27 protein-coding genes, 4 tRNA genes and 4 pseudogenes are annotated in these 26,695 nt (G+C 56.3%); 9 read left to right on the plus strand and 26 right to left on the minus strand.

The genetic code is table 11. The features are described 5' to 3' along the window. Positions 1 to 52: 52 nt before the first annotated feature. From AC3ISI_RS21695 to AC3ISI_RS21710, 4 genes are all read right to left on the minus strand, one after another. Positions 53 to 1,585 (minus strand): hypothetical protein, encoded by a 1,533-nt coding sequence (locus AC3ISI_RS21695; RefSeq protein ID WP_489333732.1) that lies wholly within the window; start codon positions 1,583 to 1,585, stop codon positions 53 to 55. Continuing rightward, positions 1,554 to 1,733 (minus strand): hypothetical protein, encoded by a 180-nt coding sequence (locus AC3ISI_RS21700; protein WP_489333733.1) that lies wholly within the window; start codon positions 1,731 to 1,733, stop codon positions 1,554 to 1,556. Before AC3ISI_RS21700 ends, AC3ISI_RS21695 begins: the two co-directional genes overlap by 32 nt. A 367-nt stretch (positions 1,734 to 2,100) precedes the next feature. Beyond that, complete coding sequence (locus AC3ISI_RS21705; RefSeq protein WP_489333734.1) at positions 2,101 to 2,637, minus strand: hypothetical protein; 537 nt, start codon at positions 2,635 to 2,637, stop codon at positions 2,101 to 2,103. 20 nt (positions 2,638 to 2,657) lie between these two features. Further along, positions 2,658 to 3,170, minus strand: a complete 513-nt coding sequence (locus AC3ISI_RS21710; RefSeq protein WP_489333735.1) for a hypothetical protein — start codon at positions 3,168 to 3,170, stop codon at positions 2,658 to 2,660. 829 nt (positions 3,171 to 3,999) lie between these two features. On the opposite strand from AC3ISI_RS21710, the pseudogene AC3ISI_RS21715 reads away from it, so the two are divergent. After that, positions 4,000 to 4,605 (plus strand): annotated as a pseudogene (locus AC3ISI_RS21715) (DMT family transporter); the annotation flags it as partial. A 132-nt stretch (positions 4,606 to 4,737) separates the two neighbouring features. On the opposite strand, the gene AC3ISI_RS21720 reads toward AC3ISI_RS21715, so the two are convergent. The 9 genes from AC3ISI_RS21720 to AC3ISI_RS21760 all read right to left on the minus strand — a co-directional run bounded on the left by AC3ISI_RS21720 (position 4,738) and on the right by AC3ISI_RS21760 (position 14,029). After that, a complete protein-coding gene (locus AC3ISI_RS21720; RefSeq protein ID WP_489333736.1) occupies positions 4,738 to 6,318 on the minus strand; it encodes an aldehyde dehydrogenase (NADP(+)) in 1,581 nt (526 codons plus the stop codon). Between the two features lie 21 nt (positions 6,319 to 6,339). Beyond that, entirely contained in the window at positions 6,340 to 7,335 is a 996-nt protein-coding gene (gene araD1, locus AC3ISI_RS21725; protein ID WP_489333737.1) for an AraD1 family protein, read from the minus strand. A gap of 52 nt (positions 7,336 to 7,387) precedes the next feature. Then, entirely contained in the window at positions 7,388 to 8,563 is a 1,176-nt protein-coding gene (locus AC3ISI_RS21730) for an L-rhamnonate dehydratase (protein ID WP_140677315.1), read from the minus strand. A 327-nt stretch (positions 8,564 to 8,890) separates the two neighbouring features. After that, positions 8,891 to 10,231 carry a flagellar hook protein FlgE gene (gene flgE / locus AC3ISI_RS21735; protein ID WP_489333739.1) on the minus strand — a complete coding sequence of 447 codons (1,341 nt, stop codon included), beginning with the start codon at positions 10,229 to 10,231 and terminating at the stop codon, positions 8,891 to 8,893. Positions 10,232 to 10,262: 31 nt separating this feature from the next. Further along, on the minus strand, positions 10,263 to 10,988 hold the full coding sequence (gene flgD, locus AC3ISI_RS21740) for a flagellar hook assembly protein FlgD (protein ID WP_489333740.1): 726 nt from the start codon (positions 10,986 to 10,988) through the stop codon (positions 10,263 to 10,265). A 15-nt stretch (positions 10,989 to 11,003) separates the two neighbouring features. Continuing rightward, positions 11,004 to 11,447, minus strand: a complete 444-nt coding sequence (gene flgC / locus AC3ISI_RS21745) for a flagellar basal body rod protein FlgC (protein ID WP_046031555.1) — start codon at positions 11,445 to 11,447, stop codon at positions 11,004 to 11,006. Between the two features lie 3 nt (positions 11,448 to 11,450). Then, on the minus strand, positions 11,451 to 11,858 hold the full coding sequence (flgB, locus tag AC3ISI_RS21750) for a flagellar basal body rod protein FlgB (RefSeq protein WP_489333741.1): 408 nt from the start codon (positions 11,856 to 11,858) through the stop codon (positions 11,451 to 11,453). Positions 11,859 to 12,222: 364 nt separating this feature from the next. Beyond that, positions 12,223 to 13,050, minus strand: a complete 828-nt coding sequence (gene cheR, locus AC3ISI_RS21755) for a protein-glutamate O-methyltransferase CheR (RefSeq protein WP_489333742.1) — start codon at positions 13,048 to 13,050, stop codon at positions 12,223 to 12,225. A 46-nt stretch (positions 13,051 to 13,096) separates the two neighbouring features. Then, positions 13,097 to 14,029 (minus strand): chemotaxis protein CheV, encoded by a 933-nt coding sequence (locus AC3ISI_RS21760; RefSeq protein WP_489333744.1) that lies wholly within the window; start codon positions 14,027 to 14,029, stop codon positions 13,097 to 13,099. 81 nt (positions 14,030 to 14,110) lie between these two features. Between AC3ISI_RS21760 and flgA the strand changes: the two genes are divergently transcribed. From flgA to AC3ISI_RS21780, 4 genes are all read left to right on the plus strand, one after another. Further along, positions 14,111 to 14,872, plus strand: coding sequence for a flagellar basal body P-ring formation chaperone FlgA (gene flgA, locus AC3ISI_RS21765; protein WP_489333745.1), 762 nt, complete (start codon positions 14,111 to 14,113; stop codon positions 14,870 to 14,872). A gap of 166 nt (positions 14,873 to 15,038) precedes the next feature. Beyond that, positions 15,039 to 15,365 (plus strand): flagellar biosynthesis anti-sigma factor FlgM, encoded by a 327-nt coding sequence (gene flgM, locus AC3ISI_RS21770; protein WP_489333746.1) that lies wholly within the window; start codon positions 15,039 to 15,041, stop codon positions 15,363 to 15,365. A 48-nt stretch (positions 15,366 to 15,413) separates the two neighbouring features. Beyond that, a complete protein-coding gene (locus tag AC3ISI_RS21775; RefSeq protein WP_489333747.1) occupies positions 15,414 to 15,881 on the plus strand; it encodes a flagella synthesis protein FlgN in 468 nt (155 codons plus the stop codon). 92 nt (positions 15,882 to 15,973) lie between these two features. Beyond that, positions 15,974 to 16,720, plus strand: a complete 747-nt coding sequence (locus AC3ISI_RS21780; RefSeq protein WP_489333748.1) for a flagellar brake protein — start codon at positions 15,974 to 15,976, stop codon at positions 16,718 to 16,720. Positions 16,721 to 16,787: 67 nt separating this feature from the next. On the opposite strand, the gene AC3ISI_RS21785 is transcribed toward AC3ISI_RS21780, so the two are convergent. The 7 genes and pseudogenes from AC3ISI_RS21785 to AC3ISI_RS21815 form a co-directional block, all read right to left on the minus strand. Next, entirely contained in the window at positions 16,788 to 18,155 is a 1,368-nt protein-coding gene (locus AC3ISI_RS21785) for an MFS transporter (protein ID WP_489333749.1), read from the minus strand. 69 nt (positions 18,156 to 18,224) lie between these two features. Then, positions 18,225 to 18,437: pseudogene (locus tag AC3ISI_RS21790) on the minus strand (glutamine synthetase family protein); the annotation flags it as partial. 110 nt (positions 18,438 to 18,547) lie between these two features. Beyond that, positions 18,548 to 19,240, minus strand: a complete 693-nt coding sequence (locus AC3ISI_RS21795) for a sensor histidine kinase (protein WP_489333750.1) — start codon at positions 19,238 to 19,240, stop codon at positions 18,548 to 18,550. Then, complete coding sequence (locus AC3ISI_RS21800; protein WP_489333751.1) at positions 19,237 to 20,841, minus strand: response regulator; 1,605 nt, start codon at positions 20,839 to 20,841, stop codon at positions 19,237 to 19,239. The genes AC3ISI_RS21795 and AC3ISI_RS21800 overlap by 4 nt, the downstream gene beginning before the upstream one ends. Positions 20,842 to 20,993: 152 nt before the next feature. After that, positions 20,994 to 21,131 (minus strand): annotated as a pseudogene (locus AC3ISI_RS21805) (chromate efflux transporter); the annotation flags it as partial. Continuing rightward, positions 21,132 to 21,278: pseudogene (locus AC3ISI_RS21810) on the minus strand (chromate transporter); the annotation flags it as partial. It lies immediately after the preceding pseudogene. Positions 21,279 to 21,427: 149 nt separating this feature from the next. Next, positions 21,428 to 21,504 (minus strand) — tRNA-Arg (locus tag AC3ISI_RS21815). 289 nt (positions 21,505 to 21,793) lie between these two features. Between AC3ISI_RS21815 and AC3ISI_RS21820 the strand changes: the two genes are divergently transcribed. Both AC3ISI_RS21820 and AC3ISI_RS21825 read left to right on the plus strand, forming a co-directional pair. Further along, entirely contained in the window at positions 21,794 to 22,024 is a 231-nt protein-coding gene (locus AC3ISI_RS21820) for a hypothetical protein (RefSeq protein WP_489337766.1), read from the plus strand. A 25-nt stretch (positions 22,025 to 22,049) separates the two neighbouring features. Further along, positions 22,050 to 22,229 carry a PA3371 family protein gene (locus AC3ISI_RS21825; protein WP_489333752.1) on the plus strand — a complete coding sequence of 60 codons (180 nt, stop codon included), beginning with the start codon at positions 22,050 to 22,052 and terminating at the stop codon, positions 22,227 to 22,229. Here the strand turns inward: AC3ISI_RS21825 and phnN are convergent. After that, the gene (gene phnN / locus AC3ISI_RS21830) at positions 22,204 to 22,776 is read right to left on the minus strand and encodes a phosphonate metabolism protein/1,5-bisphosphokinase (PRPP-forming) PhnN (protein ID WP_489337767.1); all 573 of its coding nucleotides are present in this window, start codon (positions 22,774 to 22,776) and stop codon (positions 22,204 to 22,206) included. The genes AC3ISI_RS21825 and phnN overlap by 26 nt on opposite strands. A gap of 385 nt (positions 22,777 to 23,161) precedes the next feature. Here phnN and AC3ISI_RS21835 point away from each other — a divergent pair, with 385 nt between their 5' ends. After that, on the plus strand, positions 23,162 to 23,488 hold the full coding sequence (locus AC3ISI_RS21835; protein ID WP_028620557.1) for an Arc family DNA-binding protein: 327 nt from the start codon (positions 23,162 to 23,164) through the stop codon (positions 23,486 to 23,488). Positions 23,489 to 23,591: 103 nt separating this feature from the next. Here AC3ISI_RS21835 and mgtE read toward each other — a convergent pair whose 3' ends face one another. After that, positions 23,592 to 25,034 carry a magnesium transporter gene (gene mgtE, locus AC3ISI_RS21840; RefSeq protein ID WP_489333753.1) on the minus strand — a complete coding sequence of 481 codons (1,443 nt, stop codon included), beginning with the start codon at positions 25,032 to 25,034 and terminating at the stop codon, positions 23,592 to 23,594. Between the two features lie 319 nt (positions 25,035 to 25,353). Between mgtE and AC3ISI_RS21845 the strand changes: the two genes are divergently transcribed. After that, complete coding sequence (locus AC3ISI_RS21845) at positions 25,354 to 25,872, plus strand: cell envelope protein SmpA (RefSeq protein WP_489333754.1); 519 nt, start codon at positions 25,354 to 25,356, stop codon at positions 25,870 to 25,872. Between the two features lie 19 nt (positions 25,873 to 25,891). On the opposite strand, the gene AC3ISI_RS21850 is transcribed toward AC3ISI_RS21845, so the two are convergent. The 4 genes from AC3ISI_RS21850 to csrA form a co-directional block, all read right to left on the minus strand. Beyond that, a tRNA-Arg gene (locus AC3ISI_RS21850) sits at positions 25,892 to 25,968 on the minus strand. A 71-nt stretch (positions 25,969 to 26,039) separates the two neighbouring features. Then, a tRNA-Arg gene (locus tag AC3ISI_RS21855) sits at positions 26,040 to 26,116 on the minus strand. Between the two features lie 107 nt (positions 26,117 to 26,223). Further along, positions 26,224 to 26,314: transfer RNA gene (locus AC3ISI_RS21860), tRNA-Ser, on the minus strand. A gap of 62 nt (positions 26,315 to 26,376) precedes the next feature. Further along, positions 26,377 to 26,565, minus strand: coding sequence for a carbon storage regulator CsrA (gene csrA / locus AC3ISI_RS21865; RefSeq protein WP_002554426.1), 189 nt, complete (start codon positions 26,563 to 26,565; stop codon positions 26,377 to 26,379). Positions 26,566 to 26,695: the final 130 nt, after the last annotated feature.

The following is a 26,695-nucleotide window of genomic DNA, read 5'->3' on the forward strand; positions in this document are numbered from 1 at the left end:
GGATTAGATGTTGGATAGTTATTTGAGAGGGTATGCCGAATGTACATACCCCTCATGCTGCTAGCTGATACTGCTCCTCTGGCGCTACTGGTGGGAATTCCAGATAGGCCGGAAACCCCTTGAAGCCCCAGCTGTCGTGGTACTTGCCTAGGACTGTACGCTTGAAGCACGGTTGATTCTTGTACTGCTTACGCCCTAGCACAATGGCAGTGTTCAAGCTCTCCAGTACGCCTATACGGGCTGCTGCAATCTCCTCAGCAGTGCAGATGCCAATGTCCAGCAACGCTTGCCATGTAGGTTCAAACGAGCGGTACAGGTTGGCAATGTAGCCTTCCCAGTTCGAACCACAGGCTTGCCACGGGTACAGGGTTGGGATGTCTACCACTGGCACCAACGTTTGAAGGTGCATGCGTTTCACCAACTTCCGCTCCAGCATTTCTACGGGGATTGAGAGCCCCTGTAGTGCTTTGAATGCCGCCTCTGTGATCAGTTTGACCAGTGCCTGACGGTCTGTATCCAGCATCTGTTTTGACGGCCTCCACGGGTTCCGAGTGTGGCAGTACTGTAGTGGTGTCCATGAAGCATTGAACAGATTGAGGAAGCTGTTGTACTGCTGCCGAGGGGAGTCCTCTGCCTGAGCCATGTCTTCAGTCTGGGCCAGGTACATTCCCAACACGCGCACTAGTCGCAGCATTACTTGGCAGTTGTCCCGGTGGCGCCCTGTGGCTGTGTCGGCGATACGCTCCAGCTCATCCGCGTAGATGCACAGGATCGCCCTTGCATATCGCTCTTGCTTGAACTTGTTGGTTGTCGTCGCGCCGCGTTGATACGCATCCATCTGCTCCAGTGTTTCGACATCAAGTGCCCCTAGACCACCTAACGTCCAGTGCTGGTCAAGGCTGCGGATGGCATTCCCTTTCTGCTGGCGGTTGTAGATCCGCTGCGCGAGTTCGTGGAGCTTACTGAGGTTGATCGACTTCACTTGGTCGAGGTAGTCGTCAAACTCTTTCCCAAGGAAGGCACGGATCTTTTCAATGATGGCTGCATCTGTGTCGCCCTTCTCTACTGCCCACTTCTGCTGCAAAGCACTGGCGGGGATTCGTAGACCTGCATCGGCTGGCACTGGCTTGTTGCTCTGGTGCTTGTTCAACTTACTGCAACCAATGAACAGGTTCGCTGGGTGAAGCAGGCCGATGTGCCCGAGACGGCCATGCCGTGGCTGGATATGGCAGATGTTGAACAGGTAGGTCTTGCGGTCTTCACTCCCGCCGTAGCACTTGTACATGGCGTTACTGAGAGAGTGCAGAGCTAGCAGTGTGGCGGATGTGTGTCCGGCCATTACTTGAATGGTGCTAGCCTTTCGGCAGTCTCCAGCTACCCACTGCCAAAAAGTGTTCTTAGGAAGCTTGGCGGATCGCTTCTCTACCTTTGCACTGGGCTTCTTGGCTCGCTGTGCCTTCTTTTTGCAGGCTTCGGTGCAGTATCGCTTGGCTGGATCGGTGAAGCGTTTTGCAAGGTACTCGGTGCTGCACGCTTTATGGCAGCAGATGTAATTACGCTGCGCGGGTTGGTTCCGGTTGTTCATAGCTTCCCTCTGGATTTGGGATTTCAAAATGGTGTTTGTACGCTTCGCTGATCAGGACATTGATGAAGTAGGAAGGGTTGTATTTCCCTCGTGCCTCCATCAGCTCCACCAGCTCTTTTTGGGCTTGCTCGTTAACGTTCAATCTCATGATTGGTACTCCTTAAAAGGGATAATTGTGCAGATGTTTACGCCTGCGAAGGCTCTAGCCTGCGGGTTTGCTCAGATTAGCGGGACACATTCCATACTACCTGCGGACCTTCACCGCCTTTCGCCAGACAGCAGAAAACCGACGCTAATCGTTTGATTATCGGCTGAGTGGTGTCAGGGGAAGGCGGGGACTATACAGGAAAGTTACTGAGCTGGCGCTGCTTTCATTGCATCAAGGTACGACTCAATCATGTAAGCCATAAAGTCACGGAGTGACATTCCTTGGCGACGTGCATGTAAATTCATGGCGCTGAAGTGTTCAGCGGGGATTGAGAAGTTGAGAGTCCTTGTTCCGACTTGTGTGTTCCTCACGCTGCTACTTCCTGCTTAACTTTGGCTTTAGTCTTTGGCGAGTAAGCACTCAGCAAGTCTGCTAGAGCAAATGCTTCTTCGGCTGCCTTGTGTTCTGCCTCGGCCTTAGCTTTAGCGGCTGCTGTGTCTCTTGCACGCTTCTCAATAGTAATCTGCATCTGGCGTTGAGTCTCGGCAACGTTACTTGCGTACCTCAGTTCCGCATACTCAGCTTTCGCAAGTTCAGTCAACTTAGGAAGCTCTGTTGCAATGATTGCATCTGGCTTACGCAAGGTGGCATGAAAGTAAAACCCATTAGCCCAAGCATTCACTACGGTGTAACCCTGCTGGATGAACCCCTGCAAGTCCAGAAGGGTTGCTGTAAGTAACTGATCCCGGCAGAAGTCAACATTAGCGGCCAGATCCTTCCAATGTAATCCCTCTGAGCGGGATTGATACTGAGCCTCTTTCTTGGCGATCAGCACTTGCAACTCTTCATCAGAGTGTTTGATAATTTCGGCAACTGCTTGCCCGTATTCGTATGTAGTTGTCATGCTCTGTTATTCCTTATGGGTTATGGTTGGTCGATAATATTTAGTTTGGTGGGTACAAAGCCCCGGCGCTGGCTCATCATTTTTCTAATTGATGCGGCTCTCTCTTCACGAGTTAGACCGGACTCCACTTGAGGGGTGTCTGTGCCTGCCTGTAAGGCTTTGTACTGGGCGATCATCTCTGCCTCATACTCAGCAACGGTTACACCGTGCCTAGCAGCTCCTGCCTTCAGGAGAGCGCTCCTCTCGGCTTGGATGGCGCCCATCTTGGCTTTGATTTGGGCAATCTTTCCGTTGTCCTGGGCAATCTGGAACTTGAGAACGTCGAGCTTCTTTACGTTCGCCCGATACCCTTGCAAGTCTGCCAATGTAGTGACCATGCCCGCTGGAAGCTTGGCCTCCACGGCATTCAAGTAGTTTAGTTCTGCCTCTGTTGCTTCAATGTAGTCAGAAGTCTTACTCTCTAACTTAGTATCAGAGTACGAGAGGATCGCTCCGTTACTCTTGTCTACTTCCAGATATAGTGTGTCAGCCATTATGGCGTCCCTTCTTGTGTTCGTTGACTAGTGTTCTGTTCTGCTTCCTGAGCCTGATATTGATGCTCAAGTTGCTCTTGGGTGTCTCTGTTGTTAGCTCTCCAAACCTTAACTTGGTGAGCGATACAGCAAAACCTGCTGTGAGGAGAACGACTGAAAAAAGCTCGTTGGCAAGACTCACAGCTGTGTTTGCGAAGCGGGCGTTGTGCCATAGTTGTTATCTCTTGTATGTATGGAATGTTTCTATAGGCCAAATATAACCCCGCACTCTGCATAGAGTCCCGGGGGAAAATGGCTATCAGGTTGTTTGCACTGAGTAGTGCGTAGAACATGCACTCAGAAGTGAGTACATGTGGAATTAGTGACCGTCTACGTTGCATCCTGACGGTCAAGGACTGGCATTGCGACTACAGAGAATGCCTGTACTCCAGAGTCACTATGGCAACAATCCACTCTAAGGAATGTTAGGTGCCGATCTTCTGCACTTGGATCAGCAGACAAGTGGTAGGCCAACACAGTTACGCAGGATCAGAAGTAACTATGCCGGAGCAGGTGGGAAACTTGGGGAGGGAGTTGCTGGTTAGTTCTTTAACAGAGGGGCTAATATTACCACATACATTCATCCTTGTCAAGTAAAAACTCACACTTCAGGCGATATTGCAAGCTTATTTTGATTTATTTTACGGGCGGGGATAACGCAGGTTTGCGTCATCATGATCGCATCGCCGTGTGTGAAATGTGGAAGGGTACGACCCTGCTGCACTGGCAGACTTCATACTGTGAAGGGCTTTCAGCGGTGCTAACCCATAAACACACTGCCGACCTCTTCCCACTGATGGGCGTGCTCATCGGCGGGTTGTTCTTTCATGAACGACTCACCGCCGCCAAGCTCGGCGGGGTCTTCCTCGGATTGTTGGGTGTTGGCGTCCTGACCCGCGCGGGCCCGGTGGCGTTTGACATGCAATTGCTGATGGGCGCCCTCGCCTGCCTGCTGGCCACGACATGCTATGGCTTCGCCGGTTTCCTCGCCCGCCGTTGGCTGGATCAGGCTGGCGGCCTCGACAGCCGTTTGTCTGCGCTGGGCAGCATGCTGGGGGCGACCTTGTTTCTGTTGCCATTGTTCGGTTACAGCGTGATCAGCCAACCGCCGACGAGCTGGGGTGGCTGGAATGTCTGGTTGTCGTTGCTGGGGTTGGGGCTGGTGTGTACCGCGCTTGCATACATCATTTACTTCCGTTTGCTCAGCTCGATCGGGCCGGTGAGGTCGATGACCACGACCTTCCTGATCCCACCGTTCGGAGTGTTGTGGGGGGCGTTATTACTGGATGAGCCGTTGTCCATGGCGCATGTCTATGGCGGGGTATTGATTGCGGCGGCGTTGTGGTTGGTGTTGAAGCCAGCGGTGGCGAAGGTGGCTGAGGTGACTGCCAAATAGTTTGGCGGTGTTGCAGATGACGCCATCGCGAGCAGGCTCGCTCCCACAGTGGATTTGCTGTGAACACACTATTTGTGAACACTGAAATTAACTGTGGGAGCGAGCCTGCTCGCGATGGCGATCGCCCAGACACTACAAGGCCGACTGACTCACCTCCCCATCCACCAACCGTTGAATCCCCAGCGGATTAGCGTTCTGCAACGCCTCGGGCAGTAATGCATCCGGATAATTCTGGAAGCACACCGGTCGCAGGAACCGATCGATCGCCAGCGTCCCCACCGACGTCCCTCGTGAATCGGTCGTGGCCGGGTACGGTCCGCCGTGTACCATCGCCTCGCACACCTCGACCCCAGTCGGATAGCCATTGAGCAAAATCCGCCCGACCTTTTCCTGAAGCATTTCTGCCAGCCAGCGGTATTCCAGCAACTCCTCGGCCTCGCCAATCAAGGTCGCTGTCAATTGCCCGCGCAACCCCTGCAACGCGGCCACCAACTGAGCCTGGCTCTCGATTTCGACAACGAGGGTGGTCGGCCCGAAGACTTCTTCCTGGAGCAGCTCATCCCCCTCAAGTAACAGGCTGACATCGGCCTGAAACACCTGCGGCTGAGCTTGATAACCCTGCTGCGGTCTACCCGCCAAGTGCGTCAGCCCCGGATGCTCGTGCAGCTCGCCAAGGCCATGGCCATAGCTGACCAGCGTACCGGCGTTGAGCATGGTTTGCGCCGGTTGCTGGTTCATGCTGGCGCAAAAGGTTTCCAGGAAGATACTGAACTGCGGCGAACGCAGGCCAATGATCAGACCGGGATTGGTACAGAATTGACCACAACCCTGGCTCACTGATGCGGCAAGCTGCGCGGCGATTTGCTCACCGCGTAGCGCTAACGCTTCGGGCAGCAGGAAGACCGGGTTGATGCTCGACATCTCGGCAAACACCGGGATCGGTTGCGGCCGGGAGGCGGCCATATGGCTCAGGGCATTACCCCCCTTGAGCGAACCGGTGAAGCCCACCGCTTGAATCGCCGGGTGTTTGACCAGCCACTCACCGACGCCCCCGCCGTAGATCATGTTGAACACTCCCGCCGGCATCTCGGTGCACTCGGCGGCACGAATGATCGCGTCTGCCACCCACTCGGCCGTCGCCATGTGACCGCTATGAGCCTTGAACACCACCGGGCAACCGGCGGCCAATGCCGACGCGGTATCGCCACCGGCGGTGGAGAACGCCAGCGGAAAGTTACTCGCGCCGAACACCGCAACCGGCCCTAAAGCGATGCGGTACTGACGCAGATCCGGACGTGGCAATGGCTGGCGATCCGGAAGCGCCTGATCAATCCGCGCACCATAAAAATCCCCGCGACGCAGGACTTTGGCGAACAAGCGCATCTGCCCGCTGGTGCGTGCGCGCTCGCCCTGAATTCGCCCGGCCGGCAGCGCGGTTTCACGGCACACCGTGGCGACGAAATCATCGCCGAGGGCATCGATTTCATCGGCGATGGCGTCGAGGAACCGTGCGCGTTTTTCCGCGCTCAGGTTGCGGTAGACCGGGTAAGCGGCAGCCGCGGCTTTGGCGGCGGCATCCACTTCGACTTCAGACGCCTGAAAGAACGTGCCCGGCAGCGGTTCGCCGGTCGTTGCATCGAGGCTTTGCAGTTGCAACGTGCCGTTGGCGCTACGGCGACCGCCGATGTAGTTGTGTCCCAGTGGCAATGTCATGAAGGGTTCCTTTTGAAAGGCTTAAAGCGCACGCACCTGACCGATGGCCAACGGCTGGGCGCTTTCGCCGATACCGTTCACCAGTGGCGCACCAAACTCATCGAGGCTGATCTGGAAGCGGTCGCCCGGCTGGGTTTTCACCCCGTCGGCAAACGACAGCGTGGCGGTGCCGAAGTAGTGCACATGGACATCGCCGGGGCGCAAAAACTGCGTGTATTTGAAGTGGTGGAATTCGAGGTTGGCAAGGCTGTGGCACATGTTGTCTTCACCGCTGAGAAATTCCTTTTCCCAAATCGTTTCGCCGTTGCGTTTGATCCGGCTGGTGCCGACCAGGTGCCTGGGCAATTCACCGACGCGCAACTCAGGACCGTACGAGCAATAGCGCAATTTCGAATGCGCCAGGTACAAATAATTGCGCCGCTCCATCACATGGTCGGAAAACTCGTTGCCCAAGGCATAACCGACGCGATACGGCAGGCCGTCGTCGCCAATGACATACAGACCAGTCAACTCCGGTTCTTCACCGGCGTCTTCGGCAAACGGTGGCACTGGAAAATCCGCGCCGGGGCGCACGACGATGCTGCCGTCGCCTTTGTAGAACCACTCCGGCTGCGCGCCGACCTGCCCGGCTGCGGGTTTTCCGCCCTCCAGGCCCCACTTGAAGATGCGCATGGTGTCGGTCATGCCGGCTTCGACTGCGCCGTCATGCTGGTGCATTTTGTCCCGCGCCGCTGCGCTGCCCAGATGGGTCAGGCCGGTGCCGCTGATCAGGCAATGGGCCGGGTCTTCGTGATCCAACGGCGGGAGAACCTTGCCTTGTTGCAACAGTTGCGCGTAATCCGGGCCTGCCTCGGTGCCGCGTTGAGCGACTTCTTCTTGCAGGCTACGTTGGGCGCGAATCGCCGCGAGTGCCAGTTCACGGGTGCTGCGGATGCCTTTGAGCACCTGCACCTGTGCCCCGTCGACGAGGCCGACCTGGCGCTCGCCGGCAGTGTTTTCAAATTGAATCAGGCGCATGACGGCCTCCAGAAAGTCGGGGATGGCACCGCCCGAAAGCGGCGCCTCAAGGTCACTCGATGATGTTGAAGTCGCTCAAATACTCATCGGAGATTTCCAGGCCCAGGCCCGGCTTGTTGTCGTCGAGCTGGATGTAGCCGTTGACCGGTTGCGGCTCGCCCTTGAACACGTAGTAGAAGAGCTCGTTGCCGACCTCGACGTCGAACACCGGGAAGAATTCGGCCATCGGCGAGGCGGTGGTGGACATGGTCAGGTGATAGTTGTGCATCTGTCCGGCGTGCGGAATCACCGGCACCGACCAGGCTTCGGCCATGGCGTTGATCTTGCGCGCGGCGGTTATGCCGCCCACGCGATTGGTGTCGTACTGGATCACGTCGACAGCGCGGCGTTCCAGCAGGTCCTTGAAGCCGTAAGAGGTGAATTCATGCTCACCTCCGGAGATCGGCATGATCCCCATTTTTTTCAGTTCGATGTAACCCTCGATGTCATCGGCGATCACCGGTTCTTCCAGCCAGCGCGGCTCAAACTCAGCGAGTTTTGGCAACATGCGCCGCGCATATTCCAGGGTCCAGCCCATGTAGCATTCGAGCATGATGTCGATGTCGGGGCCGGCCAGATTACGCAGCGCGCGCACTTGTTCGATGTTCTTGCGCATACCCGCCGGGCCGTCTTTCGGGCCGTAGCCGAAACGCATTTTCAGCGCGGTGAAACCCTGGTTCAGATAACCCTGGGCTTCTTCGAGGAACAGGTCGAGGTTGTCGTTGGCGTAGAGTTTGGAGGCGTAGGTCCAGATCTTTTCCTTGGTCCGTCCGCCGAGCAGTTTGAACACCGGTTTGTTCACCGCTTTGCCCATGATGTCCCAGATCGCGATGTCGATCGCCGAGATCGCCGCCATGCCGATGCCTTTACGACCCCAGGCGTGGCTCTGGCGGTACATTTTCTGCCAGATGTACTCGTTGTCGAACGGGTCTTCGCCGATTGCAATCGGAGCCAGGTAAGTGTCGATGATTTCCTTGGCCACCCGTGGCGCCAGAGCGCAGTTACCGATGCCCACCAGACCGGTATCGGTCTCGACTTCCACCACCAGCCAACCGTGAAAACGGAACGAGCCCATGGCGTCGCCGCGTTCGAACAGGATGTCGCTGGCGTTGGTGCAGAAGTGTGCTTGAGGGGGAACGACTTTGCCTTTCCACTCAAAAACACGGGTACGGATTGCTTTGATTTTCATGAATACAGTTCCTTGCGCTGCCGGCTTCTTGTAGTTGTCAGGTCGCTGCGCAGAACCGCTCTGGGGCGGGTCCGGGCAATTCGATGAAGCGACTTTAGCCAGCACTCGGGGGGGCGGATAATCACTTATGCGTATCCGGCGATAACCTGGGGTGATCGCATCCAGGGATTTTTGCCTGGATGGGGTTATCAGGCGCAACACAAAACAAATGTGCCGGGCTGCTGGCGACGAAGCCAAAACAGACAGCCAGGATGTCAGGGCCCGAGACAAATCCCGCCCATAAAAAACCCCTCTTTCGAGGGGGTCTTTAAGTAGCGTTATCCGGCATCAAGTCATCTGAATGATGGTCTGCATGATGGTGCTTTGGGTGGAGATGGTCTTGGCGTTCGCCTGGTAGTTGCTCTGCGCCTTGATCAAATCAACCAGTTCGTTGGTCAGGTTGACGTTGGACTCTTCCAGCGAGTTGGACACGACTGAACCCAGCGTACCGGTTTTCGGTGCATCGACGCCGGCTACGCCTGAGGCGTAGGTTTCCTTCCAGGAAGTACCACCGATTGGCTGCAAGCCTTGTTCGTTGGCGAAGCTGGCAATGGCTACCTGGCCGATGGCCTTGGTCTGCTGGTTGGTGAAGTTGGCGGTCATGACACCGCTTTCGTCGATGGTCAGGCTGGCGATCTGGCCAGTGGCGTAGCCGTCCTGGTACTGCGCAGTACGCGCGGTTGGCGAGGCGTACGAGGTGGTTTTGGTCAAATCGAACGCAACACCGCCAGCAGCGGCATCCGAGCCGTTCAAGGCCCAGGTTGGCGGGTTGGCGTTGGCGTCAACCAGTACGCCCGGATTCCAGCCTTTCATGGTCAGGGTGGTGCCGCTTAGATTCCAAGAAGCGGCCGGAGGCGGGGGAGCTGGAGTTGTGGTCGCCATCGTCTTGATGCTGCCATCGGGATTGAAGGTGATGTCAGCTACCAACGGCACCGGTGGGTTTTGCGTCGGGTCGCCAGGGCTACGGCCGTCCATGTAGGTGTAAACAGTCCAGGAGTTGGCCCCCGGATTTTTAACGTAGTACTGGTCCATCGAGTGCTGGTTACCCTGCGTGTCGTACACAGGGGTGGAAATGGTTTTGTTGTAGCTGTTGGTGTCTTTGACGTTGAACGGAGTCACCGTTGGCAGTGCGTCCGAGGAGTTCAGATTCATCGTCTGATTGACAAGCGTGGTCGCATGCGGCGTCAGACTCGACGTATCGATTTTCAAGTCAGTCAGCACGCCGTTGATGATCTTGCCGTTGGCGTCTACGCCATAACCCTGCAAGCGGTTGCCGTTGTTGTCGACCACATAGTTTTGGGCGTCAGTCTTGAACGCACCGGCACGAGTGTAGCTGAGCGAACCGTTGTCGCTCATGATGAAGAAACCGTTGCCCTGGATGCCCATGTCCAACACGTTACCGGTGTTGCTCACGTCGCCCTGGCCGAACTGCTGGGAAACGTTGGCCAGGCGTACGCCGTTGCCGATGGTCTTGCTGCCGGTGCCCAGGCGGGTGGCCGAGTACACGTCTTCGAATTCTGCGCGGGAGGATTTGAAACCGGTGGTCGCGACGTTGGCGATGTTGTTGCCGGTTACGTCCAGTTGTTTGTTGGCGGCATAGAGACCGCTAAGGCCGATATTGAAAGACATAATCCACTCCTTTGTGCCGCGTTAGCCGGCTCTATATACCAATGGTTTGTACTTTGGACAGGGCAACACTGCCCAAACCTGCCAGGTTCAGCATCATCTCGCCGCCGGTCTGGCTGATGGTCACGCTGTTGACGGTTGCGGGCAGGTAAGTCACCAGCGAGGTCGCCTGGCTGTCATAGGTTGCGGTGGCGGCGAACTTGTACGTTCCGGCCGCGGCCACTTCGCCCGCATCGTTTTTACCGTCCCAGATGAAACTGGCATTGCCCGCTGGCTGGCTGCCCAGGTCGATGGTGCGAACGACTTTACCCTCGGCATTGGCGATCTTGATCGTCACCGGGTCCGTCGATGCCGGCACGATTGCCGTACCGTTGAAACTCTTGGAGGTATCAACCACTGCGGTGTCGGTCTGGGCGACCACCGAGCGGCCGACCAGCGAAGAAGCTTGCAACGCTTGCGACGAGTTGTAATTGCCGGCAATGCCGCTGACCGTATCGTTCAGCGTGGTGATGCCTTCCAGGCTGCTGAACTGCGCCAACTGAGCGACGAACGCGCCGTTGTCTTGTGGCTCAAGCGGGTTCTGGTTTTTCAGCTGGGTCACCAGCAATTGCAGGAACGCGTCTTTGCCCAACGCTTTTTTACCGGTGGCGCTGCCTGTGGCGGCTGCCAGGCCGTCGGTGCCGGTGCTACTGGTCTTGACCGAGGAGTTGGCCAAAACATCCTTGAGACTCAAGCCGCTGGTGGTATCGATAACACTCATCAGAGTCGCCCCTTATCACTGACCGAGGGTCAGGACCTTCTGCATCATGGTTTTGGCGGTGTTCATCATTTCGGCGTTGGTCTGGAACGAACGGCTCGCGGAAATCATATCGGCCATTTCTTCGACGACGTTGACGTTGGGGTAGTAGACGTAACCCTTGGCATCGGCAGCCGGGTGGTTCGGCTCGTAGCGCGCTTCAAGGTTGCTCTGGTCTTCGACTACGCCGAGCACTTGCACGCCTTGACCGGCAGCGTCCTGGCTCTGGAACAGCGAATTACTGCCGCCGCTCTGGCCGCCCTGGAACATGGTGGCGAACACCGGGTGACGGGCACGATAGGTCTGATCGATGCTCGACGAGACCGTTTCGGCGTTGGCGATGTTCGAGGCCACGGTGTTCAAGCGAGTGGTTTGGGCACTCATGCCGCTACCGGCAATGTTGAAAACACTGGATAAGGACATGACTTACTCTCCGCGCAGGGCTGACATGAGCCCTTTGAATTTGCTGTTGAGCAGGGTGAAGCTGGCCTGGAAGCCGACGGCGTTTTCCGCGTAGTTCGACTGTTCCAGCTGGGCGTCCACGGTGTTCTGGTCGATCGATGGTTGCATCGGCGTGCGATACAGCAGCGACTCGTCGCCATTGCCCAGGCCTTGAGCTTCGATATGACGGCTATTGGTCATGTTCAAGGCAAAAGTACCGTTCTTGGTTTTCTCGTTCTGTGCGGCGAGCACTTTCGAGAAGTCCAGATCCCGAGCCTTGTAGTTCGGGGTGTCGGCGTTGGCGATGTTGTTGGCCAGGACTTCGGCACGCTGAGCGCGAAAGCCCAGGGCTTGTTCGTGGATACCGAGCGCTTTATCGAAGCTGATGCTCATGTCGGGAAACCTTTGGGTGACCTGATTTTTCGTAACAGAGACATAGCAAGCGGCGTGCCAAATAAAAAAAGCCCGGAAACCGGGGCTTTGCGGGGAGTGGCAAGGCGGCAATGCCAGAAAAGCGGCAACCGGGTTCCGTTATCTGCCGCTTTTCTGCCGCTTATCACCCTCCAAAGAACACAACGTACCTTGTGGGAGCCGGGCTTGCCCGCGATGGCGGTCTATCAGTCACATCAACTTCGCCAGTGATACCGCCATCGCGGGCAAGCCCGGCTCCCACAGGGTCTAGAGGTGGTGGCGAGAAATCACCAGGCAAAAAAAAAAGGGAGCCCCTGAGGGCTCCCGTTTTTGTGCCGCCGACGAATCACTTCGCCTGGTAAATAATCCCCGGGCTGCACTGGACCATCTGGTAATGATCCGGCAAACCGTTCAGCGCTTCGGACGCACCGAGGAACAAATAGCCACCTGGCTTGAGCGTGCTGTGTATGCGCAACAGGATGTCTTTCTTCACCTCGGCGGAGAAGTAGATCAGCACGTTGCGGCAGAACACGATGTCGAACTTGCCCAAGGCTGCGTAGCTGTCCAGCAGGTTGAACGAGCGAAACTCCACCCGGCTCTTGATCGGCGCCTTGATCGCCCAGCGCCCCGGCCCTTTCGGGTCGAAGTAACGCTGAAGGCGCTCGGGCGACAGACCACGGCCAATCGCCAGGCTGTCGTACTCGCCAGTCTTGCAGTTGGCCAACATGGTGCCGGACAGATCGGTGGCCACAATCTGCGCGCCCATCTTCAATTGGCCCAGGTTGACGCGTTCGAACTCATCGATGGACATCGACAGCGAGTACGGCTCCTGCCCCGACGAACAGGCCGCCGACCATATCCGCAAACGCTGACCGGGTGAGGCCTTGATCGCTTCCGGCAATACCTTGTTCTTCAACACTTCAAAGGGATAGGTGTCACGAAACCACAAAGTTTCGTTGGTAGTCATGGCATCCACCACCATTTCGCGCAAACCGCTGCGTGGCTGGGTCTGAATGCGTTGGACCAACTCACCCAACGACTTAATGCCCTGCTGTTCCATCAGTTTGTTGAGACGGCTCGAGACCAGATACTGCTTGTTTTCACCGAGCAAAATGCCACAGGCTTTTTCCAGGAAGACCCGGAACTGTTCAAAATCCAAATTACCCGTAGACAAAGATGCCGCCTCTTAAATCGTGTGAACCACCAGGGGCAGAAGGCCCCTAGCTGATGTCTGCTGCTTTGATCCGGTCGACTACCCGGGATGCCAGGTCATCAGGGCGGAACTTGGCCAGGAAGTCATCGGCACCGACTTTCTTGACCATCGCCTGATTGAAAACCCCCGACAACGAAGTATGCAGGATGATATGTAGCTTTTGCATGCGTGGGTCGTTGCGGACCTCAGCCGTCAGTGTGTACCCATCCATCTCCGGCATCTCGATGTCGGAAATCATCATCAGGAACTCTTCTTCCGGCTTTTTCCCTTCGTCGACCAGCTTGCGCAAGTAATCCAGCGCTTGCCTGCCGTCGTTCAACGCCACCACTTCAACGCCGACGGTTTGCAGGCAACGGCTCACCTGTTTGCGCGCCACCGACGAGTCATCGACCGTCAAGACCTTCAAGGACAAGGCCTTGTGCTGGGTTTCGAGATCGACCACACCGACCGAAATCGCGTCTGGTGTCGGCGCGACTTCCGCCAGCACTTTTTCGACGTCGATGATTTCGACCAGCTGATTGTCGACCCGCGTCACAGCTGTCAGGTAATGGTCGCGCCCCGTGCCCTTGGGTGGCGGATGAATCTCCTCCCAGTTCATGTTGACGATGCGCTCCACCGAGCGCACCAGGAAACCCTGAGTCTTGGTGTTGTACTCCGTGATGATCACGAATGGATTACTTTGATCTTTCAACGCGCCGGAGCCGGTCGCCATCGCCAGATCAAGAATCGGAATAGTCGCCCCCCGAATACTTGCCACACCGCACACGACAGGACTGGATTTTGGCATCAGCGTGAGTTTGGGGCATTGCAGCACTTCCCGAACCTTGAACACGTTGATCCCATAAAGCTGCTGGCCGTCGAGACGGAACAACAACAGCTCAAGGCGATTCTGCCCTACCAGCTGCGTGCGCTGGTTTACCGCATCCATTACACCAGCCATGCACCGACTCCTACACAACGCTTGAATGTGTTGCGACGCGCTGTCATCACAAAACGGCACGGCGCTTGCTTTTTAACGCGTATGAACACAGAACCGACATTTTTTCGACGCCTCACATCAATCGCTCGCCAATGGCTTTGCGCGATATCGGCCGTCTGCCTGTTCAATACTGGCAGCCCTGCCCTTGCTGACGCAGTTACCTTGCCTGACATGCTTATCGGCGTCACTCAGGGCTTTCTTGAATTCACTGTCGAAGACTATTTGGCGACCAGCCAAACCGAAGGTCGCTATGAGATTCAGGTCAATCAGCTCGATCCGCGACTGCGCATGCCCCTGTGCGACAAGGAATTGACAGCCACTTTAGAGAGCCCTGCGATCCCGATTGGCCGGGTCACGGTCAAGGTACGTTGCGACAGCACCGCCCCCTGGACTGTCTTTGTACCCGCTCAAGTCCGCCTGTTTCGCGATGTCGTCACCACCACTCGACCGCTCAAGCGAGCCGGCTTTATCGAGTCGGGTGACGTCATGCTGCGCGAACGAGACATCAGCCTGATCAGCCAGGGTTACTTCACCTCTGTGGATCAGGCGATCGGACAGAAGCTGACCCGACCAACGGTCACCGATCAGGTCCTGACGCAGGTCCATCTCGAACAGGCCGAAGTCATCAGCAAGGGCGACCAGGTAGTGATTACCGCCCGCAGTGGTACGCTCAGCGTGCGCATGCCGGGCGAAGCGCTGTCAAATGGCGGCTTGCGTGAACAGATTCGAGTGAAAAACCTCAACTCCCAACGGGTCATCAAGGCGCAGGTCATGGCGCCGGGCCAGGTGGAAGTGGCCATGTAGGGAGCCTTGTTGGTGAAAGCATGGCGCTGATCGTGGCGGTTCCCTAAACTGTGCCGCGCGCAGGAAATGCGCTGGCGCATGCACGCTCATTGATAAATGGGCCTAAAGTTTTTGCAAGGAGAGCCGAAAACATGGCAAGCGTCCAAATTCCCAGAGGTTTTTTATCATGGTCATCGATTTCAGCCGTTTGAACAGTTCCTCGTCACTCACCGGCAGTACGCGTACCAGCGCCAACAAGGACACTGCCGAAGCCGGCAAATCCGTGCCGCTGAATACCCCGGCCGAACAGGCCAGTACCGCCAAAAGCGGGGAATCGGTACACCTCAGCAATGAGGCTCAGCAGTTGCAGAAGGTCACTGACAAGCTGCGCGATCAGCCTGCCGTCGACAACGCCCGCGTGGCTGAGTTGAAAGCAGCGATTGCCGATGGCAGCTATAAAGTCGACAGCAACCGTGTAGCCAGCAAACTGCTCAACTTCGAAGCCCAGCGCTAGGCCACGGCCTGCGCCAGGCTTTTGGACGCTTAAAACCCAAGGCCAGCCATGCACGACACTAATTTACTGCAACTGATCATCGACGACTTTGCTCCAGCGCAACACTTGCTGGAATTACTGCAAACCGAGTCCCTCGCCTTGCATGGTCGCGACATGCCGCTGCTCGAAGACATTCTGGCGCGCAAACAGGCAATGATCATTCTGCTCGAACAGCATGGCCGCAAACGCAGCGAAATCCTCGCCAGCCTCAACCTGCCCACCAATCGCCACGGCCTGGAGCAACTCGCCAGCCAATCAAGCGTCGGTGATCAGTTACTTGCGCAAAGTGATGCCCTGACCGACCTTCTGGCTCAGTGCCAGGCCATCAATGTCAATAATGGTCAGTCGATCCTGATCCAGCAGGCCGCCACGGCCCATCAGCTGAAAATTCTCACCGGCGGCGAACCACCCGCGCTTTACGATGCCCGCGGATCAACCTCCATGCTAGCGAAGCCACGCCCGCTCAGTCAGGCTTGAACCTGTCGATGAGTTCGCTCTATCTAGGCGCGTCACATGCTGGCAATATACTGGCAATGCGCAAACATATTTTGTCCGGAGAATGATGAACCGTGTCCAATGCCTTAAACGCGGAAGATGCTCCACAGCCACCCAAGGTGCTTTCCACGCCAATGGAGATCGCTGGCAACCTTCGGCAGCTACAAGAGAGTCATGACCCTCTGATCATTACGTTCCATGAGCGCAACCAGCGTTTCCAGAGCTATCTGGTTGACGTCGATCGTGACGCAGACATGATCGCCCTGGACGAAATGGTGCCCCGCGATGGCGAACGCTATCTGCTGGCGGGCGAATCGTTTCGGGTCGAAGGCTTCCATGAGGGCGTGCGCATCGCTTGGGAAAGCAACGGCCCACTGAGCATTGACGAATTCAGCAACACGCGCTGCTATCGCGGCAAACTCCCCGATGAGGTGGTTTACCACCAGCGCCGAAACGCCTTCCGGGCGGCATTGAAGCTGGCGCAGCTGGTCGATGTCGAACTGGGTGGTGAAAAGCTCAAATCCCCGGTCAGCGGCAAGCTGCTGGATATTTCCGCCACCGGCTGCAAGCTGCGCTTTGACGGTGACATCACTGGCCAACTGCAATTGGGTCAGGTCTACGACCGCTTCGTTGCCGCCCTACCCTTCGGCAGCATGAGCACACCAGTGGAATTGCGTTACCTGCACTTCGAAGAAAGGATCTCCACCACCTTCGCCGGTATCCGCTTTCACAACATGAGCGGGATGGTGCAGCGTCAGGTCGAGCGCTTCGTGTACCAGCTTCAGCGTGAAGCACGGCGCTTCGACAAAGACGACTTCTGATTCAACGCTTCAACAAAAAACGGGCAGTCCCTTGCGGTGACTGCCCGTTTTTTTTATGCATCAAACGTCAGGGTCTGGCTTCAGTAAAACTTTGTTCGCGTCCTGAGTCAGGATCCTCCGGTGGCGTCGGTTCTGCTTCCGGTTCCAGCTCTGAATCCGACTCCGGATGGGGCGGGCTGTGCATCTGCTCCTGCACGACCTGCTCATCGACACGCGGGTCAAGGCACGCCACCAGCGGCGAACTCGACATGCTGTCCGGCATGGCCACGTGATGCAGCGGCGCGTCGTCGACCTGATGCAGATTGGTGACCGCTTTTGGGCGGATCCGCCACACGAGCACCAGCGCAAAAAAACTGAAAAATGCATAGAGCATGTGGCTGCCGAACAGCTTCATCAGCACGCCCGCGACCAGCGGCCCGATGCTGGCGCCGACACCGTATGTCACCAGCAGCATCGCCGTGAGCGAGACCCGACGATCTCCTTCTACGTGGTCATTGGAGAACGCTACTGCCAACGGATACAGGCAGAACTGCACCAGCGAACACAAGAACCCGGAGATGAACAACACCTCAATCGGCACGGTCTGCAGGATCGCCAGCGGCAACGCGGCCAAAGCCAGGCTGAAGGCAAAACAGCGGATCAACAGCGCCCGGTCATAGCGGTCAGACAGCCACCCCAACGGCCACTGCACCAAAAGGCCGGCAAAAATACAGCTACCCATGAACAGACCGACCTGTTCGTTGGACAACCCCTGCTGGGACGCATACAACGGCGCCAGACCGTAGAACGAACCCACAATCAACCCCGCCCCCAACACCGTACTCAACGACTGCGGCACGCGCTTGATGAAGAAGCGCGGCTCCATGGGGGCCGGGTGCAACGCCGCCGGGTGAATTCGTCGAGTGAGTGCCACCGGCACCAGACACAGGGCGAAGCACAAGGCGACCAGCATCAACAGTTCCAGACCCAGGCCAGGGTGCATGACCAGTATCAACTGACCCAGTACCAACCCCAGATAGGACGCGATCATGTAACCGCTAAATACCTTGCCGCGCTTGTGGGCATCGGCTTGTTCGTTTAGCCAGCTCTCGATAACCATGTATTGGCACATCATGCCCAGGCCGACGATCACCCGCAGGAACAACCAGGCCGGCAGCCAGTTGGTCAATCCATGGCCCAATACCGCCGCGCCGACGATCCCGGCACACGCGGCATATGCACGAATATGCCCGACCCTGGCGATCAGTCGATGACCGATCTTGCCGCCCAGTACCAAGCCGAAATAGTTGGCGGCCATCAACGCACCGACCCACAAGCTGTCAACGTGATCGGCTGCCAGGCGCAAGGCCAGGTAAGTGCTTAACAGGCCCGAGCCGATCAACATCATCAGCGAGGCGAAATACAGCGCTCGAAAGGATTTCCAGATTTGGCGCATCGGCGTTCCGAGCGGCTCCTTGCAGTGAAGATCAGACTACCGAAACAATAGACTGAAGACGACGAAGCGTCAGGCCTGGGTTGCTAAAACACGCCGTTCCCAGGGGATAATTTCATCAAACAAGCTGGTCAGCTCCATGGACTTCGAAGCGTCGTAGCCTTCGATGAACTCTTCGCCAAACAGTTCCTTCGCCAATTGTCTACATTTCAGACGTTCAAGCGCCGCATGCGGGGTACACGGCAACGAAAGATTATTCGGCAGTTCAATCTCGCCCTGGGGGGGCATCAGTTGTCATGACGTATTCGTTTGTCGTGCGAGCCGCGAACGGCGCCCTGTACAAAATAGGCTTCGCCTGTTCAGAATATCAAGCAGCGCCACACAATAAAGAACTGTCAGGGCAGATAAAGGCTGAACACACCGCCGCCCAGCGGGCCGCCGTTGCTGAGCCGGGTGCTTCCGCCGACACCATTACGCTGGTGCAGCGCGGCAATCCGACCGGCAAAATACAGCCCCAGGCCGGTGCTACTGCTGCTGTAATTGATGCCCTGCACATAGTCAGCCTGAAACTCGATCATCTCGGCTGGATAGCCGTCGCCATCGTCGTTGATGGTCAGCACCAACTGGCCGCCCTCATCACTGACGCTGATCAGCAACGACTCGCGCGCGTAGCGAATGGCGTTGTTGATGATGTTGGCCAGCACCGAGGCGACCAGCTCTCGGTCGAAGAAACCCAGCGGGCACAACGGGTCGACGTCATAGGTCGCAAGAATGCCGCGACTGGCAAACACTTCTTGATGGCTGGCCAGCTGCGCTTCGAGAAAGTCATCCAGATCATGGTAGGCCGGTTGCACCGGCAGCTGATTGACGCCCAGCTTGTACAGCCCCAACAACTGCACCAGCATGCCATTGAGGTGCGCGAACTCATACTCGATGGTGCCCTGCTCCGGGCTGTGCTGCGCCGGATCGGGCAAGCGGGACAGCCACTGGCTGTGAGCCTGAATCAGCGTGGCCAACGAGTTCTTCATGTCATGCACGGTGGAAGCAATCACCGTCGAAAAATCCAATGCCGGGTTGTCTTGGCTCATCCGCCGAACGCCTTGATTTTCAGTTTCTGATAGCGCGGATAACGCGCGTCGGTATCGGGCATTAATCCGACCATTTTCAGGCAGACCCGACATTCTTCGATTTCGGCCGACGGCACACTGGTATCAGTACCGTGCAGCAGCGATTGCGCCATGTTCAGGGCGATACTGATATTTTTCGGCTGCATCGCCAGCGCTTTGCGGAACACCGCACGGGCCTCCACCAGGTTGCCGGTCTTGTATACCCGCACGCCCTGACGGTTAAGGTCGGCGGCCGCACTGCTCGAACTGAGGATCGTCGGGTCGTCGGTCAGTTTGGCGATGCCCTTCATCACCACCGGATCGTCGCCGTAGATTTCCGCGCAGTTTTTCAACATTGATGCACCGGCGCTCGCCTGACCGAGCATTTGCAACTGCTTGGCCACCAACAGCGCCGCCTCGGCGCTCATGAATTGCTCCATGCCATCGAGGCGCATCATCGCTTGCTCGGTGAGTTTTTCGGCAGTTTCGGCATCGTTGAGCAATAGGCTGGTGGCTTTCATCAGGCGCGCACGAATCTGCAGCCCCGGATCGCTCGGGTTGTCCTTGGCCACCTGGCTGAGGGTCGTGTTGATTTCCAGGCGGGTGCGGGTGTCCAGCCCTTTCTCGCTGCCTTTGCAGATCAAGGCGTGGGCCAGCCCCAGATTGCTTTCCGCATCCTTGAAGCGCGATTGAGCGCCTTGGGACACTGCCTGTCGATAAGCCCGGGAGGCCGTGTCGAAATCTTCGTTGGCCATCGCCAGTTTGCCCAGCAACGCTTGCCGACGCACCGCCAGCGGCGACAGGCGAATGGCCTCCTCCAATACTCTCTGGGCGCCCCTGCTGTCGCCTTCGACCACCAGCACATCGGCCATGCCGTCATACAGCGCGGGCATCATCGGAAACACTTTCAGGGCTTTTTCATAGATACCCTTGGCCTGGCTGATCTGACCGCGCTTGAACAGCAACTGGCCCAACCCGGCAAACGCCCACGGCAACGGCCGATCAGCAATGATGCTGTCGTAAAGGCGCTCCAGCGCTTCGTTCTGATTCAAGTCGCGCAACGCATCCGCGCGATAGCGCAGACACAGCGGCGAATAACGGATGTCCTTCTTGCACAGTTCGATACAGGCATTGAGCACTTCAAGCGGCTTGCCACGGTCGAGTGCTTGCAGGATCGGCTTGAGCAAGTTCTTGCGCTGCTCCAGACGCTCCAGACGCTGAGCCAGGCCAGAACGGTTGAACGGCTTGGTCAAGTAGGCATCAGGCTCGTGCTCCAGCGCACTGAGCACCATGGCCTGGCTGGTTTCAGCAGTGACCATGACGAAGACACTTTCATGGCTGATCAGCTTCTCGATCATCAAGTCTTCGAGGACCTGTTGACCGTTTTTTTTACCGTCACCGAGGTGGAAATCCTGCAGGATGAAATCGTAGGACTTCTGCGAACACATACGCAGTGCCTGCTCGCCCGTGTCCGCGGTATCCACGTCCTTGACGCCCAGCTCACGCAGCATGGACCTGACGGAGCTGCGGAAATCCGAGAAATCATCGACGATCAGAAAACTCTTTTGGTGATACGACAGCATCGAAGATTTCCAGGCAATTTTAAGAAGAAGAGCATGACCGTACGGGTTATCGGCCAACAGTACCGTTACCTTTAGACTGAGAGGGGCTCATCTACCGGGTGATCTGGCGGGCCCGATGCCCGCCACAGACGGTTATCTGACTCACACTTCATTTAGCGCAGCAAATGCACGGCCAGGCCGACGACTGCGCAGGCGATCAGCACCTGAATCACGCCCCGCTTGAAGCGGAAGAAAGCAATGGCCGCTGCAATCGAGATCAGCGCAGAGGGCCAATCGATGTTGCCGCTGAAACGCGCCACCAACTCTTGATGCATGGATCGAAATCTGTCCCGCCGGCCCACCAAAACTGATGAAGCCGAGCTTCAACCAAAACCGGAATGCCTCACGCAAACCGACCGCTGCGGCCTCGACAGCGCTTCTTCACCTATGGGTGGCAACGCCTCTGGAAACGAGTAAGCAGATAGTGTGCGATGGGGTATTAACAGAAAGGCATTCTGATGCTTTGGACGTTAGCGGTGCATAGCTGCTTGAGCGCTAACCCTTTCAGGTTCAAAACGCCCGCGTTGCGCAAGACGCCATGAAAATATGGTGTCCCAGGGCAGGTTCGAACTGCCAACCTTCCCCTTAGGAGGGGGATGCTCTATCCAATTGAGCTACTGAGACACAAATCGCCTGCACGCAAAGCGGTGCGATAGACGGCGTGCATGTTAACGGGCAAGCCTGAGTTTGTCATGTCGTCCGTAGGCTTTTTAAGTGTAGGCAGACGCCCCGCATGACCGTGGCTTTGTTTACCGTGCAAATTGCATCGTCTCAAAAAGCCAGCATTGCAATTTGCAAGACAGACCTTTACCAAATATATGTTAATTCATTGTTTTTAAAGAAATTAATAGCCGCTAAACTCTTGGCACGCCGGCTGCTTCAACTGTATTCAAGAACAGCTGAGGTGAGCCTCATGAACCGTGCCCTGTTACTCTCAAATGCAATCGCCCTTGCAGTTCTGGCGGGGTTTCATTTTGCCCCCGAGAGCAGCGCGGTGCAGGTCGCTCAGCGCATACCGCATTACCTTCAACTGCAAAAAGCCCCGCAAATGGCGGTCACAAACGACCAGCTCGGCTTGATTCGTCAGGATGTGAGCCCGGAAGCCAGTCCGGTGTCGCAGTCTTCACAACGCTTGGTATTTTGAATTCCCCCCCTATCAGGAGCACAGCATGTCCAAATCGGCCGCAGGATTTTTGATCCTTGCCTTACTGAGCGGCATTCTTCACTTGGCATTGGTTCAGGAGGCGGTTATCACCCTGCCCCTGATTGCCTGCGGCGTTTTCGGTGGTTTGTTTGTATTGGCGCTGATTGCAGGGCGAAAAATCAAGTTTGATCCGGTTCTGCGTTAGTTTTCAGCAGATTGAGTAGATGAGCAACGGCATCGGCGAGCTCGCCGGAGTTATCGAGTCGCTGGATCTGCGTATCACCGGGGAAATCGCCCGCCATGAATTGCTCATTGCGGCTCAGTCGCGAATCAATCTCTGCAAGACTCTCACGGCCCCGCCGCACCAGGCGCTCGCGCAACACTTCATCCTTGACAGTCAACAGTACCGGCACAAGCGTGGGGTACCGCTGTAGCGCCTCGGCAAGATGACCGCGAGATCCGTTGACCAATACATGCCGGCCCTCATTTAGCCACTGATCAATCTGAATCGGAATACCATAATCCAGGCCATTGGCCTGCCATGACAGTGCGAATTCACCCTCGTCTTTGCGACGCTCGAATTCTTCGCGAGATACACCGATGGCGTCCTCACCCACACTCTCGGCAGAACGCGTGATGACTCGCCGCACCACTTCGCCGTTCATCGACTGCAGAGGTTTTCGAGCGGCATCGATAAGGCTGTCTTTGCCGGATCCGGAAGGCCCCATCAAATAAATCAACCTGCCATCCATCATGAATCATCCCCCACTGCGCGTCCGCCCCTAGTAAATCGGCCATTTGCCACTATCCTGTATCAGACAAGGACCAAGGATCGAATCTGCATAGCATGCACCTTCAAGCGACTTGAGACATCACCTGTTGGGCAGACGAGGCGGTCGGCGATACGGCAATGGACAAACTTTTCCAACCAGTCCGCATTTCTGTAAACAGGTACTGGCAATGCGCCGTTACCCGGTTCAATATTTGTCACAGAATTGACGCCAATGATCTGGCTGCTTTGAGGCATGATGCGCGCCTCTATCAATTCAGGTTGAACATTTGGTCAGAGAGCTTGTCCTATCAGACATCCTGCGGCCAATCCCGAGAACCGCTCCCCTGAACTAACCGGTTAAATATATGCGCCCATTGAAACAGGCAATTTATTCCAGCCGTACGGCTGACAAGTTCGTCGTACGTCTGCCAGACGGAATGCGTGAACGCATTGCCGAGGTGGCTCGCAATCATCATCGCAGCATGAACTCCGAAATCATTGCGCGCCTTGAGCAGAGCCTTATTCAAGAAGGCGCTCTGGGTGAAGAGTTGAGCATGCGCCTGGACAGTCCAGAGCTGTCATTGCACGAACGCGAATTGTTGCAACGTTTCCGTCAACTTTCCCACCGCCAGCAAAACGCACTTGTTTCGCTGATCGCACATGACGCTGAATTGGCCGCAGACGCCTCCTGATTCACCCCGAAAGCTCAAGCCAGCATAATCGCTGGCTTTTTTTTGCCTGAAATTTGGCCCTAAAAAAACCCGCCGATTTGGCAGGTTTCTAGAAGTGGGCAAGTCAGAGCAAGAAAATCGTCGCCAGCCCGAGGAAGATGAAGAAGCCGCCGCTGTCGGTCATGGCGGTGATCATGACACTCGCGCCCATTGCCGGGTCGCGCCCAAGCCGCGCCAGGGTCATCGGAATCAACACGCCCATCAATGCCGCCAGCAACAGATTGAGCGTCATGGCGGCAGTCATGACCACGCCCAAGGACCAACTGCCGTAAAGCATGTAGGCCACCACCCCTATCACCCCGCCCCAGACCAGACCATTGATCAAAGCGACTGCCAACTCTTTGCGCATCAGTCGCGAGGTATTACCGGTACTCACCTGATCCAGCGCCATGGCCCGAACGATCATCGTGATGGTCTGGTTACCGGAGTTGCCACCAATACCCGCCACGATCGGCATCAATGCCGCCAGTGCGACCAGTTTTTCGATAGAGCCTTCAAACAGGCCAATCACCCGCGATGCAATAAACGCAGTAATCAGATTGACCGCCAGCCAGGCCCAACGGTTACGCAGGGATTTCCAGACGGACGCAAAAATATCTTCTTCTTCGCGCAGGCCCGCCATGTTGAGAACTTCGTTTTCGCTCTCTTCACGAATCAGGTCGACCATTTCATCGATGGTCAGACGACCAATCAGCTTGCCGTTCTTGTCGACCACGGGGGCCGAGATCAAGTCGTAACGTTCGAATGCCTGAGCAGCGTCGTAGGCATCCTCGTCCGGATGAAAACTCACCGGATCGCTGGCCATGACTTCCGACACCTGTTTTTCCGGATCGTTGACCAGCAAACGTTTGATCGGCAGCACGCCCTTGAGCACGCCATCATAGTCAACCACAAACAATTTGTCGGTATGGCCTGGCAGCTCCTTGAGACGACGCAGGTAACGCAGAACCACTTCGAGACTGACATCTTCACGGATAGTCACCATCTCGAAGTCCATGAGCGCGCCGACCTGCTCCTCGTCATAGGACAACGCGGAGCGAACGCGCTCACGCTGTTGTCCATCGAGGGTTTCCATCAGCTCGTGAACGACGTCTCGCGGCAGCTCGGAAGCCAGGTCAGCCAGTTCGTCAGCGTCCATGTCCTTGGCCGCAGCCAGGAGCTCGTGATCGTCCATGTCGGCGATCAGGGTTTCACGGACCGAATCGGATACTTCGAGCAGGATGTCGCCGTCGCGATCCGCCTTGACCAATTGCCAAAGCGTCAGACGATCGTTCAGCGGCAGCGCTTCAAGTATGTAGGCGACGTCGGCGGAGTGCAGATCATCGAGCTTGCGTTGCAGCTCGACGAGATTTTGCCGGTGAACCAGATTCTCGACCCGGTCGTGATGTGGACCTTCCTGGCGATGAGTCAGGTCTTCGATGACCCGCTGACGCTGCAACAGCTCAACAACTTGAGCGAGGCGGTCCTGCAGGCTTTCTTGCGTTTTCTTTACTTCAACTTCGGACATAGGCGAACTCCACTCCCAGCAGCGGGGCACGCCGGAAGGATCAATCAGTCAATTCATGATTGGTAAAACGGGGTACTGAGTAACTACTGGGTAAGTCCATGGAGGTATTCCACAAGCCCCGGCGGGGCTGACGGGGGCAATGATACACCGCCCAACGGTTTTAAACGTTAAAAAATCGTGGCTGAAACAAGCGCTTGCAAGCTAAACCTGAGCGCCGCCTTATCTATTCAATTGCGACGACTCATTCTGAAAAGAAAACACACCGTCCTTGAAAAATGTAGCAGCTACCCTTGATATCGACCGTCATGGAGGACGTCAAATGCCACCGATTGCGTACTATTTTTTGCTGACCACCCTGCTCTGCTTGCCGCCTCGACTGCAAGCAGAGACTGTTCACCGATGTGAAGCCCCCAACGGGCAACTTACCTTCACCACCTTGAGCTGCACGACCGGAGAGAGACTGTCTTTGCAGGATGTGCGCACATTCACGCCCGGCAGCACGACGGCACTCATGCCAAGCGCCGACACAGGCGAAACATCGGGCATGAAAAACAAAAGGAGAGCGCCGATCATCGTGGGTCAGGCTGAGGATAAATGCGGAAATCTGATCAACGCCAAGGAACGGCGCACAGCAATTATCAATCAACGCATCGTCGCTGGCATGAGCCAGCAGGACGTTGAGAGCGCTCTCGGCAAACCAGACAAGATCAGTATCAGGAATTCATCAACGACTTATCGTTACGACACCAAGCGAGGTCGTAGCGCACACGTCGAGTTCGATGAGAAAGGATGCACGAACGGAAAAGCCAAACTCCAGACGGCAAAAAGCCCGCGTTAAACGCGGGCTTTTTGTTGTTTGGTGCACTCGACAGGATTCGAACCTGTGACCGCTCGGTTCGTAGCCGAGTACTCTATCCAGCTGAGCTACGAGTGCATTTGTGTTTTTAAACCAGACCACAACTGGCTGAAGCAAAGTCATTCACATTACTGCAGATGACTCTTAAATGGTGCACTCGACAGGATTCGAACCTGTGACCGCTCGGTTCGTAGCCGAGTACTCTATCCAGCTGAGCTACGAGTGCATTTGTTGCCGCGCATTATAGGCCGTCTAATCTCTATGTCAAACACTTTTTCTAGTAATTTCAACAACTTACCGAAGAAGCCAGATTACAACGTACTACGCAAATAATGGCGGAGAACGGGGGATTCGAACCCCCGACACCCTTTTGAGGTGTACTCCCTTAGCAGGGGAGCGCCTTCGGCCACTCGGCCAGCTCTCCGCAACACGGGGCGTATCTTAACCAACCTTTTCCCCGTTTGCAAACATAAAAAACGATAAAAATTAATGGCTTGGTTCTTCGTCCTTCTCTTTCTTTATACGCAGGTAAATTTCTTCACGGTGCACAGCAACCTCTTTCGGGGCGTTGACACCGATACGCACTTGATTTCCTTTGACGCCGAGCACGGTCACGGTGATTTCGCCATCACCAATAATCAGGCTTTCAGCGCACCGCCGGGTCAGAATCAGCATACCTTTCTCCTAACGCATTTCATTTCAGGGACAACAATCTGCAAAAAAAAGGCATTCGACCCACAACCAGATTGATCGCAGCCCTACATGCCTGAGTATTGACCAGCGCGAGCAAAAGAACAGCCTTGGG

It is taken from the genome of Pseudomonas sp. GL_139_B (assembly GCF_057834475.1).

Coding starts and splice junctions, on each gene's coding strand:
- AC3ISI_RS21695 (WP_489333732.1), bottom strand. CDS start 1,585: ATGAACAACCGGAACCAACCCGCGCAGCGTAATTACATCTGCTGCCAT.
- AC3ISI_RS21700 (WP_489333733.1), bottom strand. CDS start 1,733: ATGAGATTGAACGTTAACGAGCAAGCCCAAAAAGAGCTGGTGGAGCTG.
- AC3ISI_RS21705 (WP_489333734.1), bottom strand. CDS start 2,637: ATGACAACTACATACGAATACGGGCAAGCAGTTGCCGAAATTATCAAA.
- AC3ISI_RS21710 (WP_489333735.1), bottom strand. CDS start 3,170: ATGGCTGACACACTATATCTGGAAGTAGACAAGAGTAACGGAGCGATC.
- AC3ISI_RS21720 (WP_489333736.1), bottom strand. CDS start 6,318: ATGACATTGCCACTGGGACACAACTACATCGGCGGTCGCCGTAGCGCC.
- araD1 (WP_489333737.1), bottom strand. CDS start 7,335: ATGCGCCTGATTCAATTTGAAAACACTGCCGGCGAGCGCCAGGTCGGC.
- AC3ISI_RS21730 (WP_140677315.1), bottom strand. CDS start 8,563: ATGAAAATCAAAGCAATCCGTACCCGTGTTTTTGAGTGGAAAGGCAAA.
- flgE (WP_489333739.1), bottom strand. CDS start 10,231: ATGTCTTTCAATATCGGCCTTAGCGGTCTCTATGCCGCCAACAAACAA.
- flgD (WP_489333740.1), bottom strand. CDS start 10,988: ATGAGTGTTATCGATACCACCAGCGGCTTGAGTCTCAAGGATGTTTTG.
- flgC (WP_046031555.1), bottom strand. CDS start 11,447: ATGTCCTTATCCAGTGTTTTCAACATTGCCGGTAGCGGCATGAGTGCC.
- flgB (WP_489333741.1), bottom strand. CDS start 11,858: ATGAGCATCAGCTTCGATAAAGCGCTCGGTATCCACGAACAAGCCCTG.
- AC3ISI_RS21760 (WP_489333744.1), bottom strand. CDS start 14,029: ATGGCTGGTGTAATGGATGCGGTAAACCAGCGCACGCAGCTGGTAGGG.
- flgA (WP_489333745.1), top strand. CDS start 14,111: ATGAACACAGAACCGACATTTTTTCGACGCCTCACATCAATCGCTCGC.
- flgM (WP_489333746.1), top strand. CDS start 15,039: ATGGTCATCGATTTCAGCCGTTTGAACAGTTCCTCGTCACTCACCGGC.
- AC3ISI_RS21775 (WP_489333747.1), top strand. CDS start 15,414: ATGCACGACACTAATTTACTGCAACTGATCATCGACGACTTTGCTCCA.
- AC3ISI_RS21785 (WP_489333749.1), bottom strand. CDS start 18,155: ATGCGCCAAATCTGGAAATCCTTTCGAGCGCTGTATTTCGCCTCGCTG.
- AC3ISI_RS21795 (WP_489333750.1), bottom strand. CDS start 19,240: ATGAGCCAAGACAACCCGGCATTGGATTTTTCGACGGTGATTGCTTCC.
- AC3ISI_RS21800 (WP_489333751.1), bottom strand. CDS start 20,841: ATGCTGTCGTATCACCAAAAGAGTTTTCTGATCGTCGATGATTTCTCG.
- AC3ISI_RS21820 (WP_489337766.1), top strand. CDS start 21,794: ATGAACCGTGCCCTGTTACTCTCAAATGCAATCGCCCTTGCAGTTCTG.
- AC3ISI_RS21825 (WP_489333752.1), top strand. CDS start 22,050: ATGTCCAAATCGGCCGCAGGATTTTTGATCCTTGCCTTACTGAGCGGC.
- phnN (WP_489337767.1), bottom strand. CDS start 22,776: ATGGATGGCAGGTTGATTTATTTGATGGGGCCTTCCGGATCCGGCAAA.
- AC3ISI_RS21835 (WP_028620557.1), top strand. CDS start 23,162: ATGCGCCCATTGAAACAGGCAATTTATTCCAGCCGTACGGCTGACAAG.
- mgtE (WP_489333753.1), bottom strand. CDS start 25,034: ATGTCCGAAGTTGAAGTAAAGAAAACGCAAGAAAGCCTGCAGGACCGC.
- AC3ISI_RS21845 (WP_489333754.1), top strand. CDS start 25,354: ATGCCACCGATTGCGTACTATTTTTTGCTGACCACCCTGCTCTGCTTG.
- csrA (WP_002554426.1), bottom strand. CDS start 26,565: ATGCTGATTCTGACCCGGCGGTGCGCTGAAAGCCTGATTATTGGTGAT.